12 protein-coding genes are annotated in these 14,120 nt (G+C 41.2%); 5 read left to right on the top strand and 7 right to left on the bottom strand.

The window, feature by feature from the left end; translation table 11 throughout:
* Positions 1–35 precede the first annotated feature (35 nt).
* Together OFY17_RS10935 and OFY17_RS10930 are read right to left on the bottom strand one after the other, a co-directional pair.
* Positions 36–1,298, bottom strand: a complete 1,263-nt coding sequence (locus OFY17_RS10935; RefSeq protein WP_263530773.1) for a leucine-rich repeat-containing protein kinase family protein — start codon at positions 1,296–1,298, stop codon at positions 36–38.
* 75 nt (positions 1,299–1,373) lie between these two features.
* Complete coding sequence (locus tag OFY17_RS10930) at positions 1,374–2,225, bottom strand: thymidylate synthase (protein ID WP_263530772.1); 852 nt, start codon at positions 2,223–2,225, stop codon at positions 1,374–1,376.
* A 147-nt stretch (positions 2,226–2,372) separates the two neighbouring features.
* Here OFY17_RS10930 and folA point away from each other — a divergent pair, with 147 nt between their 5' ends.
* From folA to OFY17_RS10910, 4 genes are all read left to right on the top strand, one after another.
* Complete coding sequence (gene folA / locus OFY17_RS10925) at positions 2,373–2,876, top strand: type 3 dihydrofolate reductase (protein ID WP_263530771.1); 504 nt, start codon at positions 2,373–2,375, stop codon at positions 2,874–2,876.
* A 12-nt stretch (positions 2,877–2,888) separates the two neighbouring features.
* Positions 2,889–3,308 carry a secondary thiamine-phosphate synthase enzyme YjbQ gene (locus OFY17_RS10920; protein ID WP_263530770.1) on the top strand — a complete coding sequence of 140 codons (420 nt, stop codon included), beginning with the start codon at positions 2,889–2,891 and terminating at the stop codon, positions 3,306–3,308.
* A gap of 316 nt (positions 3,309–3,624) precedes the next feature.
* Positions 3,625–5,514 carry a TonB-dependent receptor plug domain-containing protein gene (locus OFY17_RS10915; RefSeq protein WP_263530769.1) on the top strand — a complete coding sequence of 630 codons (1,890 nt, stop codon included), beginning with the start codon at positions 3,625–3,627 and terminating at the stop codon, positions 5,512–5,514.
* A gap of 15 nt (positions 5,515–5,529) precedes the next feature.
* The gene (locus OFY17_RS10910) at positions 5,530–6,603 is read left to right on the top strand and encodes a hemin-degrading factor (RefSeq protein ID WP_263530768.1); all 1,074 of its coding nucleotides are present in this window, start codon (positions 5,530–5,532) and stop codon (positions 6,601–6,603) included.
* 115 nt (positions 6,604–6,718) lie between these two features.
* On the opposite strand, the gene OFY17_RS10905 is transcribed toward OFY17_RS10910, so the two are convergent.
* From OFY17_RS10905 to OFY17_RS10895, 3 genes are read right to left on the bottom strand one after another with little or no spacing between them, the layout of a single operon-like run.
* On the bottom strand, positions 6,719–7,513 hold the full coding sequence (locus OFY17_RS10905; RefSeq protein WP_263530767.1) for a heme ABC transporter ATP-binding protein: 795 nt from the start codon (positions 7,511–7,513) through the stop codon (positions 6,719–6,721).
* Positions 7,514–7,536: 23 nt separating this feature from the next.
* The gene (locus OFY17_RS10900) at positions 7,537–8,595 is read right to left on the bottom strand and encodes a FecCD family ABC transporter permease (protein ID WP_263530766.1); all 1,059 of its coding nucleotides are present in this window, start codon (positions 8,593–8,595) and stop codon (positions 7,537–7,539) included.
* Positions 8,596–8,598: 3 nt separating this feature from the next.
* Positions 8,599–9,504, bottom strand: a complete 906-nt coding sequence (locus OFY17_RS10895; RefSeq protein WP_263530765.1) for a heme/hemin ABC transporter substrate-binding protein — start codon at positions 9,502–9,504, stop codon at positions 8,599–8,601.
* A 231-nt stretch (positions 9,505–9,735) separates the two neighbouring features.
* Between OFY17_RS10895 and OFY17_RS10890 the strand changes: the two genes are divergently transcribed.
* The gene (locus OFY17_RS10890) at positions 9,736–11,925 is read left to right on the top strand and encodes an OsmC domain/YcaO domain-containing protein (RefSeq protein ID WP_263530764.1); all 2,190 of its coding nucleotides are present in this window, start codon (positions 9,736–9,738) and stop codon (positions 11,923–11,925) included.
* A 75-nt stretch (positions 11,926–12,000) separates the two neighbouring features.
* On the opposite strand, the gene OFY17_RS10885 is transcribed toward OFY17_RS10890, so the two are convergent.
* Positions 12,001–13,224 (bottom strand): sensor domain-containing diguanylate cyclase, encoded by a 1,224-nt coding sequence (locus tag OFY17_RS10885; RefSeq protein ID WP_263530763.1) that lies wholly within the window; start codon positions 13,222–13,224, stop codon positions 12,001–12,003.
* Positions 13,225–13,246: 22 nt separating this feature from the next.
* Complete coding sequence (locus OFY17_RS10880; protein WP_263530762.1) at positions 13,247–14,089, bottom strand: 23S rRNA (adenine(2030)-N(6))-methyltransferase RlmJ; 843 nt, start codon at positions 14,087–14,089, stop codon at positions 13,247–13,249.
* Between the last annotated feature and the right edge of the window lie 31 nt (positions 14,090–14,120).

Here is a 14,120-nt window from a genome sequence, read left to right as displayed (position 1 = left end):
TTGATGTTCGTTATTATGAAGTAAGCAGATAAAAGTTAAAACTTGATTCGAGTTGAAAGGCTTAGAAATAGTTCTGATCTTTTATCTTCTTCCTTACAAATGCTCAACAAATCTTCAATGAAGTAGTTCAATGCTCTTTGCTCAATGGCTTGCACGCTATTTTGTTGTTCTGCGGTTAGCATGTGATACAAGCTGGCGGCGCCAAAATCACCGAAAATGATATTGGCTTCGTCATCAAATAAGGTGTTGTGAGCGTATAAGTCACCATGGCATATTTTCTTATTATGAAGATGCTCAAAAACACTTTCCATTTGCTTCACAATTTTTGCTATCTGCTCAATGGAGAGGCTAAAGCTTTTTGTGAAGGTATCCCGTGTGCAAGTATCAAAGTTGGGTGGTAAGCCAAGGTTTTTATAATGTGGTGGAATTAGAGACATTACCAAAGCCAAACAATCATTTTCTTGTACTTGCGCCAAGGGTTGTACTAAGTTGATGTGTTTACCTGCTTTTAGACAAACAGCTAGCTCATCCTTTGGGTAGCCATCACTGGTAATTTCCCCTTTAAATACTTTAACGGCAATATCTTGGGTGAAGCGACTTTGTTCTGTATTCCAGTGCGCTTTTGAAATTACCCCAGAAGCACCTTGCCCTAATACTTCCTTTAAAGTGAAGTCTGTAGAAGCAATTTTGGGAATCTCTTCATCTTTTGCAGTGCTTGGGGTATCAGCTGCAGTGAGTTGGCAAAATGGGTTTCCAGCAAAAGCCAGCCAAGCCAGTTTAGGTAAATCGAGCAGCTGCTGAGGGAAAGTCGTAAGTTGGTTCGCAGAAATTCGAATTAACTCTAAGTTATGGCAACGGTTTAAGGTGGATGGCAATTCGGTCAAACGGTTTCCCGCTAAGGCGAGTTTTTTCAGGCGAGGCCTTAGGCCTAATTCATTTGGTAAAGACTCAACTTCATTGTTGGTGAGTATTAGCCAGCGTAGTTTTTTCGGCAGTGAAGAAGGCGGCACACTCTTAATCTGGTTTGATTTGAATCCGACCATCTCAAGGTTTTCACATTCCCCTAACACCTCAGGCAGCTTGGTAAACTGATTTTCAGAAGCGAATAAGATCTTTAACTTCTTAAGCTGCACTAGCTCATTGGGTAAATCTGTTAATTGATTATTGGACAGGTCTAATATCTCTAAACTATCAGCGAGGGTTAAAATTTCTAGGGGAAAGCTGGTGAGGTTTTCGGATAAGGTTAAGCGTGTAATGCCGTTTAGTTTGCCTGCTGTAAGGTCGGATAGTGTGTGCAAGGTAAATCCTAAGTTTGGTTAAGGGGTAATGTCTTGAAATTAGCCGCCTATTGGAAGAAGGCGACTTTATCTTATTTAAACCGAGAACGGGTAGGCGATAGGGTCGTGGCATTCATAACCTTCTAGCTCAAAGTCATCCATAGTGACCCATGTTTCAATGTCTTCTAACGATTTGATTTCTGGATTAATTTTTAGTGTTGGCAGAGGGTAAGGCTCACGTTTTAGCTGCACGTCACGCATCAGCTCTAACTGGTCTTCATAAATGTGTGCATTAACAATTTTATGGAAGGCCTGACCCGCTTTATGCCCAGTGATCTGGGCAACAATGGCAAGCAATACATAGACTTGTACCATGTTGAAGTTAAGTCCAAGGGGTACATCGCAACTACGTTGAGTACTGTTCAAGTAGAGTGTATCGCCTAGTAATGAAAAGTGATGGCTGTACATACAAGGGCGTAAACATGCCATGTGAAACGCGCCGGGGTGGTAAAAAGTGAGGATTTCACCACGGTTGTCTACGCCACGTTTTAAGTCATCAATGATTTGCTTAAGAAGGTCAATGTGGCCACCGTCTGGCTTGGGGAAATTACGACCAATCGCGCCATAGCAAAGGCCCATATCGTCTTCACCTTTGCGGTAAGGGTTATCTAACCATACTTGGTTTAAGTTAGCGTTGGCATCCCATGTTGGCGTACCTAAAGCACGGAAATCTGCGGCATTATCGTAACCACGTAGGTAACCAATGATCTCTGCAATGGCTGATTTAAAGTAGCTTTTGCGGGTAGTGACTAGGGGAAACTCACCTTTACCAACGTTATAGGTTAAGTCTGCATTAATCACTGTTAGGCAGCTCTTTCCTGTACGTTCATTGTTTACCCACTCACCTTCGTTAATGATGCGGTGACAAAGGTCCAAATACTGTTTCATAAAAATGCCTTAGATGTTGGTGAGTCATGACATATTGCGCAACTTAGAAAATGCAATCTAGATGACCATAGGTATAATAATTGCCATTGATTATAAGTCTTCGCTCTTAGATTGTTTAGAGTAATTCATTTTAAAAAGGGTTTTTCTATGTTGTCCTTAATTGTTGCCATGTCCACCAACCGTACCATAGGTATTAACAACTCACTTCCTTGGCATTTGCCAAATGATTTGAAGTACTTCAAGCAAGCGACTATGGGCAAGCCAATTGTGATGGGGCGAAAAACCTTCGAGTCGATTGGTAAACCGTTACCCGGGCGTCGCAATATTGTGATAAGCCGTGATGAAAACTACAGTGCAGAAGGAATTGATGTGGTATCCAGCTTAGATGCAGCGATAGCGCTAGGCGAAAGCATTTGTTTAGTAAACGGACAAGACGAAGTCATGGTAATCGGTGGTTCACAAATTTATCAACTAGCTCTAGAAAAAGCGGATCGCTTATATATCACCCATGTGGATGCTGAAGTTGAAGGGGATGCCTTTTTCCCTGAAGTAAGTTGGGATGATTATAGCTTGGTGGGAGAAGAAGCCTTCAGTGCAGAGGGGCACAACCCATATGACTACCGCTTCTCCATCTATCAAAAAAACAGCTAGGACGATGACATTATGTGGCAGCAGACTGAAATGCAATTACCTCCAATGCCCCGTGGTTTTCATCTAATTACGGATCATATAGAAGCGGCTGTGGCAAAAATGCCTAGTGTGTCGGTGGGTTTATTACATATCCAGTTGCTTCACACCTCTGCGTCTTTAACCATTAACGAGAATGCCGATCCGTCTGTTCGCCGTGATATGGAACGGCATTTCTCTCATATGGTGCCAGAAAATCAACCATACTATGAGCACGTTTATGAGGGCAGTGATGACATGCCTGCTCATATTAAAGCCAGTATGTTAGGTTCTTCTTTAACTATACCGATTAAAAATAGAAACTTTTTTCTCGGTATTTGGCAAGGAATTTATCTTGGTGAACATCGTGATTATGGTGGTGCCCGCCGACTAGTTTTAACCTTACAAGGAGAGTAGTTGCCCTTCTGCTCTCTTTTTGTTGCTTTATCTTCATCTTATTGTTTTACATAAATATTTCATTTCTATTACTGTTTTTTTACAGCCCCAATTGCATTGCTTTTCACTCTCATTCATTTTAAAAAATTATACTTATGAAGCTGTATTCCTTGTGTAGTGCGGCTTTAGCTAAATGGTGAGTAGTTGAACGCATGATCAAAAAAAACAAACAAATAGTATTGATAATACCTATGATAATCATTATCATCCGCATCCGGTTGTAAGGATGCGCCATTTTAACGAACATTCATTAATGGTTATTGAGGTTAAAGTGATCATGCAATTTAAGAAAAAAGAACTCTCCCTTCTAATATGCAGCTGCTTAGCTGCTAGTACTCCAACATTTGCAGAAAGTGAATCCTCTGTTGAATTAGACTCTCTCATTATTTCCGCAAAAGCGCCTGTAGACGAAACCAGCTTCTCAGGTTCGGTAACCGTTGTAACAGCAGAAGAAATTGCCGCTAGCGGCGCTACCAATATAAATGATGTGTTAGCAACAACACCTAGTGTTCAGATGGTAAAAACTGGTCAAAATCCATCTCCAGCTCCACAGTTACGTGGCTTGGATCCTGAGCAAACATTAATATTAGTAAATGGTAAACGCATCCCTAATACGGATAGAACTGTTCCTCAAGAACCAGCATTTCGTTATGGCTTAGTGCCTTTGGCCAATATTGAAAGAATAGAGATTATCCGTGGTCCAGCTTCTAGTCTTTACGGGGCAGATGCTCTTGCAGGTGTCATTAATATTATTACCAAAGAAGCAACATTAGATTGGACTGGCTCTATTTCTCTCTACAGTGAAAAAATGGAAAATGCTAATGGTGGTGACGGCCAAGGAATGAGTTTATCTGCTTCTGGCGCTTTAGGAGAAAATGCAGACCTTTTAATATCGGGTGAGACTTCTTCTACAGATGGAATTTTAGATGATGATAATTCAGATAGCCTCCAAACCTCTAGAGATGTTGATAATTATCAGGTGGATTTAGGTATTGATTTAGATAGTGGTGACCGTCTTGAGTTTGGCATACTTTCTTCAGATGAAGAAAGTATAGAGTTTAGTTCTGGTGTTGAAGATGATTCTGCTTATGTAACTAATCAAATTTTTACAGTTGAATATTTTACGGAAATATCAGGTTTTGATACTTCGATTTCAGCAGTTGCTGGTGAATCTGATGTTTTAGAAGACACTAGAGTTTGGTCAGTAAATGAGAGCGACTTATCTGTTGATTCTCAGGGTCGGCTCGACGATAAAAACTATTTAAGCTTTGGTGCTAATTACCGAGAAGAAGCCGCTGAGAGGGGCGATACAACGGTATTTGAAGATGAAATTGATGCTACAACAGTATTTTTCCAGGATGTCTATGAGGTTACAGAAAGAACAACTTTGACTTTCGGTTTAGCTTACGATTCGCATAGTAAATATGGCAGTGAGTCTAGCCCTAAATTAAATGTGGTTACACAAATTACACCTGAAATAGGTTTTAAGGCAGGCTACGGCGAAAGTTACTTAGCGCCTTCTTTGAGTCAAGGGTCTTCAAGTTATGTTGTGAGTGCAGGTCCAACTCGTCAGTATTCTGGTAATGATGATCTTAAACCAGAGACTGCGAAAACGGCCGAGGTTGGCTTAACATTCCAAAAGCCAAACAGTTCGGGCTCGGTGACACTTTTTCACTCTAATGTTGATGACCTAATTGATACAACTTCTTCGACATCGGGTAGTGTAACCACATATGAATATAACAATGTCGATTCTTCTATATTGCAAGGTCTAGAGCTATCTTGGTCGTTCTTTAATGACGCGGGCTCTAAGAAATTGAATCTTAGTTATACCTTCCTTGATACAGAAGATGAGTCAACAGGCAAGGAGCTAACAGAACGTTCCAAGCATTTAGCGAAAGCAAACTATTTCCATAAGAATGCCTTTTCTGGTTTTGATATGGATGCAGCAGCCCGCTACACGGGAACTCAGTTTACTGATAGCGATAATACAGAAACCATTGGTGCATACTTTGTTGCTGACTTAGGTGTCAGTAAAGAAGTGCTCGCGGGTACAACAGTACGTTTTGGCATTAACAACTTAACAGATGAAGTGGTGCTAAACGACTCTGATCAGTTATTAGAAGCGGGTCGCTCTTACAAACTATCATTAACCTCTTCTTTCTAAGGTGTTGGAGTAGTTATGTCATTACCTGAATTATTTAATAAACCAGTTCAAGAAACTGAACTGGCTGTAAAGTACAGTGACTATGTTAAGGAAAATCCTAAGGCGAGACGTCGTGATGTGGCGAAAGCTATTGAAGTAACTGAGTTGGAAGTCATTGAAAGTCAAATTGGACTGCAAAGCCTGTATTTAAATGGTGACTTCAAGTCTCTACTGAAAGACTTACCTAACCTTGGTTACGTGATGATTTTGCTACGTAATGAATATGCAGTCCATGAGCGTAAAGGCATTTACAGCAATGTAAAAGTTGGTGGTCCTATGGGCATGGGGTTAATTATTTCTGATGATAAGCGCATTGATTTACGCTTGTTCCTCAAACTCTGGAAGCATGGCTTTGCTGTTAGGGAAACGGTTGGTGCGGTTGATCGCTATAGTTTGCAATTTTTTGATGCTGAAGGTGTGGCTATTCAAAAGCTGTACCTGCAACCAGAAAGTGACTTACAGGCATTTGAGACGTTGGTGAAAACCTATGCTAATGAAGAGCAAAATGTCGCTATTGAGTTAGCTGAAGCCTCTGCGGAAGAAAGCTTTGCTGAAGATGCTGAAGTAGACCAAGCTAAATTGGTTGAAGACTGGTCGAATATGACGGACGTTCACCAATTTATGGGGCTATTAAAAAATCACAATGTTTCTCGTGAGCAATCTTTTAAGTTGGTGGGCAGTAAATTCGCTCAAAGCTTTGATGTGAATAAATTAGAAGACGTATTGCAAACGGTATCTAAAGAACAAGTGCCTATTATGTGCTTTGTTGGCAACAAAGGGGGGATTCAAATCCACTCAGGTGAAGTCAATAAAATAGTAAAAATGGGTGACTGGTTAAACGTTTTAGACCCTGAGTTTAACTTACACCTTTTGATGTCTGGTGTGACGAGCGGTTGGGTGATTAGAAAGCCAAGCAGTGATGGCATTATCACCTCTCTAGAGTTGTACGATGCGGACAGCAATCAGGTGGCTCAGTTCTTTGGTAAGCGAGTAGAGCAGCACCCTGAGAACCTTGCTTGGGGAGCGATAGCAGAGGGTGTTATCTCTTAAGCTGAAATAGCTTCTCTAATATGCAAAAAAGCGAGAGTCAATGTGAATTGACTCTCGCTTTTTTATGCTTTGTATCTTGTGATCACTGGGTAGCGAAATATAAAGGTGTGTGGATTTATTGTCGGCTGTCTAACATGATAACGGGTTTTACTCTGTCGGATTGATGGAAAAACTCACCACGAATACCATATACATTAGCAAGGTTTTCTCTTTGTAATACATTCTCAGGCTTACCTTGTGTCACGACTTCACCTTTATTCAGAAGGATAAGTTTATCAGCAAAACTAGCCGCTAGAGATAGGTCATGAACCACTGCGAGTACGCCTATATTGCGTTTGGTGAGCTCTTTAGCGAGGGAAAGTACATGATATTGGTGAAAGACATCTAGGCTAGACGTCGGTTCATCAAGGAATAGATATCTTGCTTCCTCTTGATCATAAGGGAACCAAAGCTGTGCTAACACTCTCGCCAGTTGAGTGCGCTGCTGCTCGCCACCAGATAACGTCATGAAGTTTTGGTCAGAGAGCTGTTCTATGTCCATAAAGCGCATTACATCTAAAATGATAGCGCTCTTTTCTTGCTGCGAAACCTGTTCTTCATAAGCAAAGCAACCCATAGAAACCACTTCGAATACAGTAAAGCTAAAGCCCATTTCATAAGATTGAGTCATGACAGCACGAGCTTGCGCGAGTTCAGCAGGGCTGTATTGCTCAAGGAGGGTGTTGTTAATGGATAATTGGCCTTGGGTGCTTGGCATGTCGCCACAGCAAGCTTTTAAAAGGGTAGATTTACCCGCTCCATTAGGGCCGATAAGAACTGTTAGTTCATTGGGAGATATGGTCAGGTTAATTTGTTTTAAAAGGGTTTTATTTCCCAAAGAGATGGATAAGTCTTGTGCCTCGATCGACATTTTTATTCCTATTTAGTGGGTGTTTAGAATCGCGCAGTTTGTCTATAAAGCACAAATAAGAAGAAAGGGCCGCCTAACGCGCTGGTGACTAAACCAATAGGTAGCTCAGCTGGAATAATGGCAACACGAGCAATGATATCGGTAATCGTCAGAAAACTGGCGCCTAATAACATACTAGTAGGGAACAAATACCTATGGTCTGGACCAATTAGAATTCGTACTAAATGGGGAACAACAAAACCTACAAAACCTATCATGCCACTAATAGAAACCGCAGCACCAATGGCAATGGCGGTAAAAAGGAATACTTGTTTCTTTAGTTGTGGGACAGCAATGCCTAGATGTTTGGCTTGAGCTTCACCCAATAAGTAAAGGTTCAGAGGCTTAGCTAAGCGACTTAGTCCAACTAAACTAATGGCTATTAGAGTTAATACAGGAAGCGTTAATGACCAGCTATTTCCCCCCAAATTTCCCATAGTCCAGAAGGTGAGTTCGCGGAGTTCCTCATCGGTACTGATGAGAGTCAGAATGCCTATTAAAGCGCCAACAATAGCATTCACGGCAATGCCTGCAAGCAGCAAGGTAATAATGGTAAATTGCCCTTGTCGATTGCTCAGTTTGTAGATAGTAGCGCACACCCCTAGGCAACCTAACATGGCACCTAGAGGAAGTGCATAAGAGCCAAAAAAGGTCATAAAGTTTGGAAAAATGGCATTGCCTAAAACGATGATAGTAACCGCGCCAAAAGCACCACCGCCTGCGACACCAATGAGGCCTGGGTCAGCCAAAGGGTTTCGAAATAGTGCTTGCATAGCTGCACCACACATACCAAGTGCGGCGCCAACTGCAATGGAAAGTACTGCTCTCGGTAAGCGGATTTCGAACAGTACATTGGTACTTAATGAACTGTGAACAGAAGTGAAACCATGGCTGATATAGTTTACTACTTCAGAAAGTGATATCGGCATGGCACCAATACCAACCGCTAATACAAAACTGGCTATCATGAGCCCTAAAGTGAAGGGGACGGCCATAATTTGTAGTTTGCTGCGTTCTTGGCTCAAGGTAATGCTGTCTATCATGATTTAATGGCCTAAATTTCCTTGGGTGTTGCGTTTATAGCGGAAGTGATAATTTGCAGGTAAGGGAAATTGCTCGTGAATCATGGTGCCAAGTTCGACAATCGCTTGTGGCGTTCTTGGACCAAAACCTAATAAGTAGCCACCATCAATACCATAAACTGCAGCGTTTTTAACCGCTGCTGTGTATTTGAAATGTGGCAGCTCTGCTACATCGTTTAAAATATTTGCGTGTCTATTCATGACAATGATGACATCAGGGTTAAGCGCTAGAGCAGATTCAGGGGAGAGTTTTTTCCAGCCTTTTTCTGTGGCTAATACATTTATGCCACCGGCTTCTATGATAGCTGTATTGGCAGATGTGCTATGGCCAGAAGCAATAGGAGCCCCGTTACTAAGAGCTAATAAAAAGAGTACTTTTGGTTTGTTTTCGGTGCTTTTGAGTTGTTGCTTCGCATAGGCAAGAGCATCAATATCTACTTGCATTTCTTGAATGAGTTGCTCGCCTTTTTCTTCTACATTTAGCTGTTTAGCAACTTGACGGATTTTGTCCTTTATTCCGGATATAGAGTCGTCTTCATTAATAATGAGCGTCTCTAAGCCTACTGCTTGTACTTGTTCCAAGGCTTTAGTCGGTCCAGTATCGCTTTCACCGATCAAGAGATCCGGTTTTAAAGACAACAAACCTTCTACTGAGATATTACGTACATAGCCAAGTAGGGGGTGTTTCTGGGATGCGTTATTAAAGGTGCTTGTAGAGTCTACCCCGACAATACGCTGCTCTTCTCCAAGGCGATAAATGATCTCAGTGATTGATCCTCCTGCTACTGCAATGCGTTCTGATGCCTGTAGATTGCAAAAAAAGGAGCCGAAGATGAAGCCGAAGACGAGAGAGAGTCGGAAGAAATTCATGGTATAGCCTAATTCGATAGTGATAATGGTTCTTTTATGAATGATAATCATTACTAAATATAAGTCAATATCACTTACTTTTTTTAAGGTGCTTTTACACTGATAAATAACACTTATGTTGTCAAAAGTGCTGAAAATAGAATTAACCCAAGACTATTTACCAAAATACACCGATAATGACGGCCATATTTTTACATCTTAATTGCACTCAATAAGCGGCTATTTAATCCTATGGAAATCAAAGTTAATTTTCTCGACAACTTAAGGCTAGAAGCCAAGTTTGATGACTTTACTGTTATTACGGACCAACCTATTCGTTATAAGGGTGATGGCTCTGCACCGAGTCCGTTTGATTACTTTTTAGCGTCGTCTGCTTTGTGTGCTGCTTATTTTGTGAAGGTCTATTGTAAGGCTCGCGATATCTCTACTGACAACATTCGCTTGTCACAGAATAATATTGTCGACCCTGAAAACCGTTACAACCAAATTTTTCAGATTCAAGTGGAGCTTCCTGAAGATATTTCTGAGAAAGATAAACAGGGAATTTTGCGTTCCATCGACCGTTGTACGGTTAAAAAAGTAGTACAGACTGAGCCCGAATTTAAGATAGAAACGGTTGATAATCTGGATACTGATTCCAATGCCATGTTAATGGGACAGCCAGAAGACCAAACAGATACCTACATAGTAGGAAAGGACTTACCTCTCGAAAAAACCATCGCCAATATGACGGAAATTTTGGCAAACCTCGGTATGAAAATTGAAATTACTTCATGGCGAAATATTGTCCCTAACGTATGGTCGTTGAATATTCGTGATGCTGCGTCTCCTATGTGTTTCACCAATGGTAAAGGGGCAACAAAAGAGAGTGCTTTGTGTTCAGCTTTAGGGGAGTTTATTGAAAGGCTAAACAACAACTTTTTTTATAACGATCAATTCTTCGGAACTGAAATAGCGCAAAGTGAGTTTGTTCATTATCCAAACGAAAAGTGGTTTGAACTTGAAGAAGATGACTCCCTTCCAGAAGGCATTCTTGATGACTACTGTTTATCTATTTATAACCCAGAAGGAGAGCTGTTTGGCTCTCACTTGATTGATACCAATTCCGGCAATATCGATAGAGGCATTTGTAGTATCCCTTATCAACGCCAGTCAGATGGGGAAACCGTTTACTTTCCTTCTAACTTGATTGAAAACCTTTTCCTCAGTAATGGCATGAGTGCGGGTAACAATCAGCAAGAAGCGGCTGTTCAATGTTTGTCTGAAATTTTTGAGAGGGCAGTAAAACGCCAAATTATCGAGCAAGAACTAGTCTTACCAGATGTACCCATGTCGGTTTTAGAAAAGTACCCACATATACTGGCGGGTATCCAAGGCCTAGAAGAGCAAGGCTTTCCAATCGTGGTGAAAGACGCTTCCTTAGGCGGTCAATTTCCTGTTATGAATGTGACCTTGATGAACCCAAGAACAGGTGGCGTGTTTGCTTCCTTTGGTGCTCATCCAAGTTTAGAAGTGGCATTAGAGCGTAGTTTAACTGAGCTAATGCAAGGTCGTAGTTTTGAAGGCTTAAATGATGTTCCGCAGCCGACCTTCAATAGTATGGCAGTGAGCGAACCTGAAAACTTCGTAGAACACTTTATTGACTCAACAGGTGTCATCTCTTGGCGTTTCTTTAGTAGTAAGCATGATTACAAATTTTGTGAGTGGGATTTCTCAGGAACAACTGAAGAAGAGTCAGCCTGTCTTTTAGGTATTCTGAAAGATATGGGGAAAGAGGTGTATATCGCAGAGTTTGATGACCTAGGTGCATCTGCATGCCGTATTCTAGTGCCGGACTATTCAGAAGTTTACCCAGTGGAAGATTTGGTCTGGGACAACACAAATAAAGCGCTAGATTATCGAGAAGATATCTTAAACCTGCATTCCTTGAGTGATGAAGAGCTAGAAGATTTAGTTGAGCGTTTAGAAGAGAGTCAGCTGGATAACTACACAGATATTATGACCCTGATAGGCATCGTATTTGATGAAAATACCCCTTGGGGGAAGCTCACAGTATTAGAGCTTAAGATTCTTATTTATCTTGCTTTGGGCGCCCATGAAGATGCTCATGATCTAGTCGGTGAGTACCTACAATACAACGATAATACGGTTGCTCGTGGCTTATTTTATCAGGCTGTAAATGCAGTATTGGAAGTGACCTTAGATGAAGATTTAGCTCTAGAAGACTTTGTTTACAGCTTTAGCCGTATGTTTGGTCAAGAACTTATCGACAATGCTCTTGGGTCCGTGTCAGGTGATGTGCGTTTTTATGGTTTAACCAAAACCAGTATGCAGCTAGAAGGTATTGAGCCCCATTTAAGGCTGATCGAAAGTTATAAGAAACTGCATGCAGCTAGAGCGAAAGCAGTAAATTCCAACTAGTGTTTTTAAATCACGAGAAATGAAGTGAAATAAAAAAGCCCATCAAATGATGGGCTTTTTAGTTGCAAGATAGCTTTAATTCACGGCAATTTTTTGTTGTTTAGCCTGCCCTGTTTGTACGGCTTCGTTCGCACTTTCCGCTAGCTCTTCAATGGTGTCGCCATCTTCAGGGAAGGTCGCAATACCAACACAGAAGTTCATAGGGTCAACATTGCCTTGCGATAAGGTGATTGCTTCCTCATCTGTTGGGTTGATCATATAGTTTAGACGATTAACCGCATCTTTTACGCTGGTATTCGGTAAAAGAAGGAGCAGTTTGTTGCTTTCAACTCGGGCTAATATGTCCGATTCCCTCATCTTTTTGAACAAATATCTAGCAGATGTTTGTATGGCGATATTGCGATCTTCCATAGATAAAGAGGATAGCTGGTCGTTCGCATCAAGGTGAATTTTCGCCATGGTTAAAGGCGTGTATTGACGTTTTGCTAGACCCAATTGCTTTTTAAAATGGATGATGGCAGATGTTCTGGTAAGCAAACCTGTTAACTCGTCTAGAGTGGCTTGGTTTCTCAAGTGCTCTTCTAATGCCTTCTGATGGCTAATGTCAACGATGAAACCAACAATTTGTTTTATGCTGCCATCTGTTGTTTTTGAGTATGTTTTGCCGCGCTCTTTCACCCAGATGTACGACGAATCTTCTTTTCTAAAGCGGTATTCTATTTCGTAGTATTCTTGCTTGTGTTCGATGTGCTCTTGGATAAAACGATCGAGTCTAGGGGCATCGTCTGGGTGTACTCTTTGATGCCATTCGATTGTCGATGTTGGTGTTTGATCCGTTGAACAGCCGAGTAAGGTAGCAATGGATTTAGAGCAAGAAATTAAGTTGGAGTCGGTTTCCCATAACCATAGGCCAGCGGACGATTCTGCAAGGGCGAATTGCAGTAATGTATTCTCTGCTGCCGATAGATCCATATGATCTGTGTTATAAACGCAGACGAGTACACTATCCTCTAGGTATTGAAACTCCAGCTGCATGTTAATGCGCTTATCGGCAATTTTAATAAGGCTTTGGCAGCGTAAAATTTTCCCACTTTTTATGTTGCCGTGTAACTGATCCCAACTTTTCTCTGGGTTGCTGTCGGCGCATAATTGATCCCAGCTTGCTGCAGGGGTAGTGTGGAAGTTTTCGAATAAAGCGGTAAAGCCGTTATTACAAGAGAGTATTTTCCCTGTGCTGCTTTCAATGACAAATGCAGGGGTGGGCATATGTTGAAAAGCCGTTTCGAATATATTGGTCATAACACACTCCGTCGTCTAAGTTCTATTCTGGTGTAATCCATGTGATTTGATACCCAGCATCGTTATCTTCCGCCAATGTATCTTGCAAAAAAGGTAAAAATTCTTTTGCTTCTTTTTCTAATGTCCAAGGCGGGTTAACAATGATCATACCACTACCTGACATACCTCGTTCTTTTTCTGTATTACGTATACAGAGTTCAAGTAAGAGTACGTTGCGTATGCCTGTGGATTTTACGGATTTTAAAAGGTTATCTGCTTGCCTTCTATTTAACACAGGATACCAAATTGCGTAAGTGCCTTGTGGGAATCTTTGCTGACCTTCTTGTAGAGCTTGGACCACATACTGGTAGTCCTTTTTAACTTCATAAGGTGGGTCCATCAAAACGAAGCCACGTTTTTGAGGCGGAGGCAGCATAGCTTTCACAGCAGCAAAGCCATTGTCTTTTACTACATTGGCCTTACGCTTGTTTGGGAACAATGCGGCAAGGGTAGGGAAGTCATTTGGGTGCAGCTCACAAAGATGAAGTTTGTCTTTTTGGCGTACGTAATAATCTACGATTTTAGGGCTGCCAGGATAAACCTCTAATTGACCGTTCGGGTTCATTTCTCGAACGATATCAAGCAACGCTTCAATGCTCTCAGGTAAATTATCTTCTGACAATAATTTAGCTATGCCTGACTGAAATTCTTTGTTTTTTTGTGCTTGTTCTGAATCTAGAGGGTATTGACCAATGCCAGCATGAGTATCTAAATAAAAAAATGGCGCCTCTTTTTTTATAAGGTGTCGACATATTTGGCTCACCACCAAATGTTTTAAAATATCGGCGTGATTACCTGCATGATAAATATGACGATAGCTGAGCATGATGTTTCCTATATATGATCTAATTTAATGA

This window comes from Marinomonas sargassi (assembly GCF_025716875.1).
GTDB lineage: Bacteria > Pseudomonadota > Gammaproteobacteria > Pseudomonadales > Marinomonadaceae > Marinomonas > Marinomonas sargassi.
Note: the sequence above shows the minus strand (reverse complement) of the source record. Positions and strands in the feature narration are given on the sequence as shown.

Bases quoted from the DNA above. Each gene is read 5' to 3' on its own strand.
- OFY17_RS10930 (WP_263530772.1), bottom strand. From the start codon at position 2,225: ATGAAACAGTATTTGGACCTTTGTCACCGCATCATTAACGAAGGTGAG.
- folA (WP_263530771.1), top strand. From the start codon at position 2,373: ATGTTGTCCTTAATTGTTGCCATGTCCACCAACCGTACCATAGGTATT.
- OFY17_RS10920 (WP_263530770.1), top strand. From the start codon at position 2,889: ATGTGGCAGCAGACTGAAATGCAATTACCTCCAATGCCCCGTGGTTTT.
- OFY17_RS10915 (WP_263530769.1), top strand. From the start codon at position 3,625: ATGCAATTTAAGAAAAAAGAACTCTCCCTTCTAATATGCAGCTGCTTA.
- OFY17_RS10910 (WP_263530768.1), top strand. From the start codon at position 5,530: ATGTCATTACCTGAATTATTTAATAAACCAGTTCAAGAAACTGAACTG.
- OFY17_RS10905 (WP_263530767.1), bottom strand. From the start codon at position 7,513: ATGTCGATCGAGGCACAAGACTTATCCATCTCTTTGGGAAATAAAACC.
- OFY17_RS10900 (WP_263530766.1), bottom strand. From the start codon at position 8,595: ATGATAGACAGCATTACCTTGAGCCAAGAACGCAGCAAACTACAAATT.
- OFY17_RS10895 (WP_263530765.1), bottom strand. From the start codon at position 9,504: ATGAATTTCTTCCGACTCTCTCTCGTCTTCGGCTTCATCTTCGGCTCC.
- OFY17_RS10890 (WP_263530764.1), top strand. From the start codon at position 9,736: ATGGAAATCAAAGTTAATTTTCTCGACAACTTAAGGCTAGAAGCCAAG.
- OFY17_RS10885 (WP_263530763.1), bottom strand. From the start codon at position 13,224: ATGACCAATATATTCGAAACGGCTTTTCAACATATGCCCACCCCTGCA.
- OFY17_RS10880 (WP_263530762.1), bottom strand. From the start codon at position 14,089: ATGCTCAGCTATCGTCATATTTATCATGCAGGTAATCACGCCGATATT.